This window comes from Actinomyces bouchesdurhonensis (genome assembly GCF_963540955.1).
Taxonomy (GTDB): domain Bacteria; phylum Actinomycetota; class Actinomycetes; order Actinomycetales; family Actinomycetaceae; genus Pauljensenia; species Pauljensenia bouchesdurhonensis.
This window is the reverse complement of record NZ_CAUTSL010000092.1, coordinates 1-4,475: the sequence shown is the minus strand read 5'-3', so window position 1 is coordinate 4,475 and position 4,475 is coordinate 1. Positions and strand designations below refer to the sequence as shown.

Annotated in this window: 6 protein-coding genes; all 6 read right to left on the bottom strand. The window is 61.1% G+C overall.

The features are described from left to right. A partial coding sequence (locus RYL44_RS10035; RefSeq protein WP_314975903.1) for a type I restriction-modification system subunit M N-terminal domain-containing protein occupies nt 1-214 on the bottom strand: 214 nt, incomplete at its 3' end. Nucleotides 215-318: 104 nt separating this feature from the next. Continuing rightward, a complete protein-coding gene (mcrC, locus tag RYL44_RS10030; RefSeq protein ID WP_314975902.1) occupies nt 319-1,374 on the bottom strand; it encodes a 5-methylcytosine-specific restriction endonuclease system specificity protein McrC in 1,056 nt (351 codons plus the stop codon). Further along, nucleotides 1,371-2,756 (bottom strand): AAA family ATPase, encoded by a 1,386-nt coding sequence (locus RYL44_RS10025; RefSeq protein ID WP_314975901.1) that lies wholly within the window; start codon nt 2,754-2,756, stop codon nt 1,371-1,373. The genes mcrC and RYL44_RS10025 overlap by 4 nt, the downstream gene beginning before the upstream one ends. Nucleotides 2,757-2,918: 162 nt before the next feature. Further along, on the bottom strand, nt 2,919-3,290 hold the full coding sequence (locus tag RYL44_RS10020) for a type II toxin-antitoxin system VapC family toxin (RefSeq protein WP_314975900.1): 372 nt from the start codon (nt 3,288-3,290) through the stop codon (nt 2,919-2,921). Further along, nucleotides 3,287-3,481, bottom strand: a complete 195-nt coding sequence (locus RYL44_RS10015) for a type II toxin-antitoxin system VapB family antitoxin (protein ID WP_314975386.1) — start codon at nt 3,479-3,481, stop codon at nt 3,287-3,289. Before RYL44_RS10015 ends, RYL44_RS10020 begins: the two co-directional genes overlap by 4 nt. Nucleotides 3,482-3,907: 426 nt before the next feature. After that, a complete protein-coding gene (locus RYL44_RS10010; RefSeq protein WP_314975385.1) occupies nt 3,908-4,243 on the bottom strand; it encodes a HigA family addiction module antitoxin in 336 nt (111 codons plus the stop codon). Between the last annotated feature and the right edge of the window lie 232 nt (nt 4,244-4,475).

Here is a 4,475-nt window from a genome sequence, read left to right as displayed (position 1 = left end):
GGTACGACGGCATGTCACCCTGCGCGTTGACGAACTCGATGACGTCGTCCTTCGTATCCTCCAACAGGCACTCGAGGCGCCGCAGGACCGTGAACGGCAGGATGTAGTCGCCATACTCCTGAGGTTCGACGACGTTACGCAGGAACTTGTCAGCCGTGTCCCACACGATCCGGGCGGTGGTGGATGCCGCCGCGCGCGATGCCTCGTTTACCATGACCGTCTTGCTCCCCCGCGCCTGCGACTACTGCGATCCATAAGAAAAATGAGGACGTCCCGACCGCTGGCATGCCAGCAAGCGAGCGCCCATCGAAGTCTACCTCACGACGCCGAAGCTGACGGGGACGTGAGCATGTCAGCGATACCGTCCAACTGCGCGCGGATCTCCTCAAAAGGCCGGTCCAGGTCGAGCGTCCTCACGCCGATCTGGTTGCCGCTCATGCGATACGTAAAGTCGGGCTGCACCTCCTCGTCGGTCGCGGCGTACAGGAGCATGCCCGACACCTCGATGCTCTCCCCTGCGCGCTCCAACACCGCCTGTTTATTCTTCACGTAGGCAAAAATCTGGTAGAGATTCCCCGAATGCACGCTCCTCTTGTTGAAGTGGCGCCGCATCGTGGCCGCATAATACTTCGCGTCGATGATGAGCACGCGCCCGCGAGCGCTCAGCGTAATGTCGCTACGCATGGCGGGCAGGCCGTCCATCGCGCCATCGTCGAGCGCCCACTCGACGAACGAGGCCCTGGCACGCAGCCGCGGGTGTTCCCTACGGTAATACTCGAGGATGAACTTCTCATACAGGCGGCTCATGCGCTGCTCGTCGAAGAAATCCATCATTCGAGTGGCGCCGTCGCTCTGGGTTTGGAGGAGGCCCTTGACGACGAGCCAGCACACCGCCATCAGCATCCGGTACGTGCGATTGTTGCGGTGGTATCGCATGTTCCAGTCAACCCGGTGCAGGTCGATGTCGCGCACGTCCGCGAAGAAGACCATGAGCTTCTTCAAGCTCTGCTTGCGTACCCGGGAAATGTCCGCGCGCACGAGCAGCGCGACCGTCGCCTTGATGACGCGGTTCATCGTCGTGTCGACGCTGAACTCGTCGTAGGAGCACACCAGCTGGCGGCGCCAAATCGCCTGCGATTTCACGGACTCGGTGACCTCGATTTTGCCGCGCAGGGAGGAGCGGGCCTCGCTCCGGCTCACGTACTCCTGCCCGAGGCCTCGTTTGAGCTGCAGGGACACGCCCCGCTCGAGGATCGCGGCGCACAGCTCGACCGCGTTATCGAAGTCCTCCATGGCCACGGCCCGGTAGCCCTGCTCGGTGAGCGCCGAGAAAGCGTAGGCGAGCATATGGAAGAGGTTGCGGACGCGGATCACCGCAGCGACCTACGCAGCCTGTCGGTCCATTCGAGGACCTTGCCGGGTTCGTCGAACCAGTACTCCTTGAGCATCGGGATGAGCTCGTACTCCACGATCGAGGCCAGGGCCGCGTCCGTGTACTCCTTGGGATCTATACAGAAATAGCTGTGTCCGATGCAGAAGCCATCACCGAGGGACTCGTCCTCGGCGATCTCTTTGTTGAGCGCCACCACCTCGCGCACCACGGCCTCGAACTGTGCGCTATCAAGCGCGGCAGCATGCCGGCGGAAGCCCTCAGAGTCGAAGGCTGGGCGCAGCTCCACGAAGGCAAAACGCCGGCGCAGCGCGTAGTCGAGCATCGCTAGGCTGCGGTCCGCCGTGTTCATCATGCCGATGATGTGGACGTTCGCGGGCACGCAGAACATCTCGCGGGAGTAAAGCAGCTGAAGCTTATCCCCGCGCTTATTGTTTTCGATGAGCATGAACAGCTCGCCGAAAATCTTGGAAAGATTGCCGCGGTTGATCTCATCAATGATGAAGAAGTAGTCGTTCTCCTGATCGTCGGCGGCCTTCTTACAGAACGAGTAGAAGGCGCCCTTGACCAGCTCGAATCCCGCGCCGGAAGGACGGTAACCCTCGATGAAGTCTTCGTAGGAGTAGCTCTGGTGGAACTGCACCAGCTCGACACGCGAAATGTCCTTCACACCCATCATCGAGTAAGCAAGACGCTTAGCGACGAAAGTCTTGCCGACGCCAGGCGCGCCCTGCAGGATGATGTTCTTCTTGGCGCGCAGTAAGCCCACGATCGCGTCGTATCGTTCGCGGCCCATGTAGACGTCGCCGAGAAACTTCTCGACTGAATACTCGGTCAAGGGCACCGCCATCTCCTCGCCGTCGAACGTGCCCTCCTCGTCCTCGAAACAAGCCTTAATTTGAGTCAGTCGGTCGGTTAGGTCGGTGATCTCCGTGAGGGTCTTCCTCACTGACCATGGCCTGTCGAGGCTCCAGTTTCCCTTGTGAGTCCAGCGAACCTCACGGATGTTCGGATAGTGGCCTGCATCCACATCGTAGACATAGTCGCCCGTGACGACACCTCGCCCGACGATCTCCGTGATGCCGCGTTTAGCGAAGACGACGTCACCCGGCTTCATCTCATTCGCGAACTGCCACAGGGCAAGACGATCATTCGTCTGCTCGCGCTTCTCAGGGGCGATCTGGACCATCCGCTCCCCGAGTTCCTTTCTGCTAGCGTACGCCCTCAGGTCACCGACCTCTCCCCACGCGAGCCCCATGATGCCGCGCTCGTAAAAGTACTCCCACTCACGCGCTTTCTTGCCCGGCGCATACAGCCAGTAGCGCACGGTGCGCACGCCGTCATCCCCGAGGGCAACACCCTGCATTGAGCCTCCTTTAGAAGCGCGGCCATAGGCACTGGCCATCCGTCGTCATGGCGACACACTACCACCCAGGTGACCGGCGGCACGCCCCTGCGAGACCGCTCGAAACAGCAACGCCGAGCCACGCCCGCGCGACCTAGCCACGGCCTCGTCAGTGCGCACTCCTCAGTCGAGGTTCGCCAACACGCCCACGTCACGTGCGGCCTGACGTAGGCGCTTATCGTGCGTCCACAGCGACACGCCGGAGGTCACGACGACGCTCGCCAGGAGCGCCGCGTCGACAGCACTGAGTCCCCTGCCCCATAGGTGCCGCTCCTCGACGAGGTGCCGGACCCCCTGATCGTCGACGTTGCGAACGATCATGAGGCGCTCGAGCGCTTTCAGGAAGACCGGCCGGTCCTTAAGATTCCCCAACGCGAGCTCGGTGATGACGCTCTGGTGCACGCACACCAGGTCGCGCTCGAGCAGGTCGACCAGAACAGGCTCAGTTTTCCGCAGGTGATCGATCCAGATGTTCGTGTCAACGAGGACTCTCATGCGCGCTTGCGGCTCCGCGGCGCAGCTTCCGCCGCCTGATCGCTGCCACCGAGCGCAGCGAGCTGCCGCCCGGTCTCAATACGAACGAGGAGTTCGACCGCATCCCTAATCAAAGCGGATCGTTCGCTGATCCCGGTCAGCTCCTCGGCGCGCGCAAGCAGCTCATCATCGAGTGTCACAGTGGTTCTCATGGCTACCTCCACAACAATGCTAGCATCATATAAGTCACCATTTGATGCATACATTGGTTCACCCGGCAATACCATCAACCACCTCTCGCATGGAAACTCACCCCGATACACAAAGCCAACCGGCCCAGGAAGGGCGAATCACCACCCGGCAGAGCGGAATAAAGCTCGGTGGCCCATATTATCGAAGGCCGTCGATGTCCATTCGACCCAACGGCCCCACACAGGCACGGAAAAGGGCCGCCCGAGAACACGTGCAACCGACCTTGCTCAAACTGCAGTCCACTTCGCCCAAATCGGGCCATTTTCGGTGATTTTCAGCGAAGTGGACTGCGGTTTGGGACAGGAGACCGGTGACAATACCGCACCAACAACAAAGCCGGGCCACGCCCACGCGACCCGGCCACTGCCTCGTAAGGTCGAGGAAATTTAGGCGACTTCCACCGTCGCAAGCGGAACGATTCCGCTCAGCACATCCCCCAGCGCGTCTTCGGCGCGGTCGAGCTCGTAGCGCATCTGCAGGTTCATCCAGAACCCCGGGGTTGTGCCGAAGTAGCGGGAGAGACGCATTGCGGAGTCCGCCGTGATTCCCCGCTTCCCGTGGACGATTTCATTGATACGACGGGGCGGAACACCGATAGCAACGGCGAGCTTGTGCTGCGTAATTCCGAACCCCTCGACGAAGTCTTCCATGAGGACCTCGCCCGGGTGAATCGGAGCAATTTTAGTGGTAGTCAACGATCTCAACCCCTTCTGGACCAGCATCGCCCAGGCCGTCACGCATCACGAACGTGTTCGGAGAGATACCGTCACTGAACGGCACCCCCTGTGGCTCTCTACGACCCCCAGTGCTACCATCCTACTAACCGCGTCGGGCTTGGACCGGCGCACTCTACTACGGGGATCCTCGCCATCACGGCGAGGATCCCTTGGTGTTCCAAGAGTGGGCTATAGGCGCAAACGTGGTGCTTTAGACGGCGTGTCGTGGGTCTAGTGG

Bases quoted from the DNA above. Each gene is read 5' to 3' on its own strand.
- RYL44_RS10025 (WP_314975901.1), bottom strand. From the start codon at position 2,756: ATGCAGGGTGTTGCCCTCGGGGATGACGGCGTGCGCACCGTGCGCTAC.
- RYL44_RS10010 (WP_314975385.1), bottom strand. From the start codon at position 4,243: ATGCTGGTCCAGAAGGGGTTGAGATCGTTGACTACCACTAAAATTGCT.
- RYL44_RS10015 (WP_314975386.1), bottom strand. From the start codon at position 3,481: ATGAGAACCACTGTGACACTCGATGATGAGCTGCTTGCGCGCGCCGAG.
- RYL44_RS10020 (WP_314975900.1), bottom strand. From the start codon at position 3,290: ATGAGAGTCCTCGTTGACACGAACATCTGGATCGATCACCTGCGGAAA.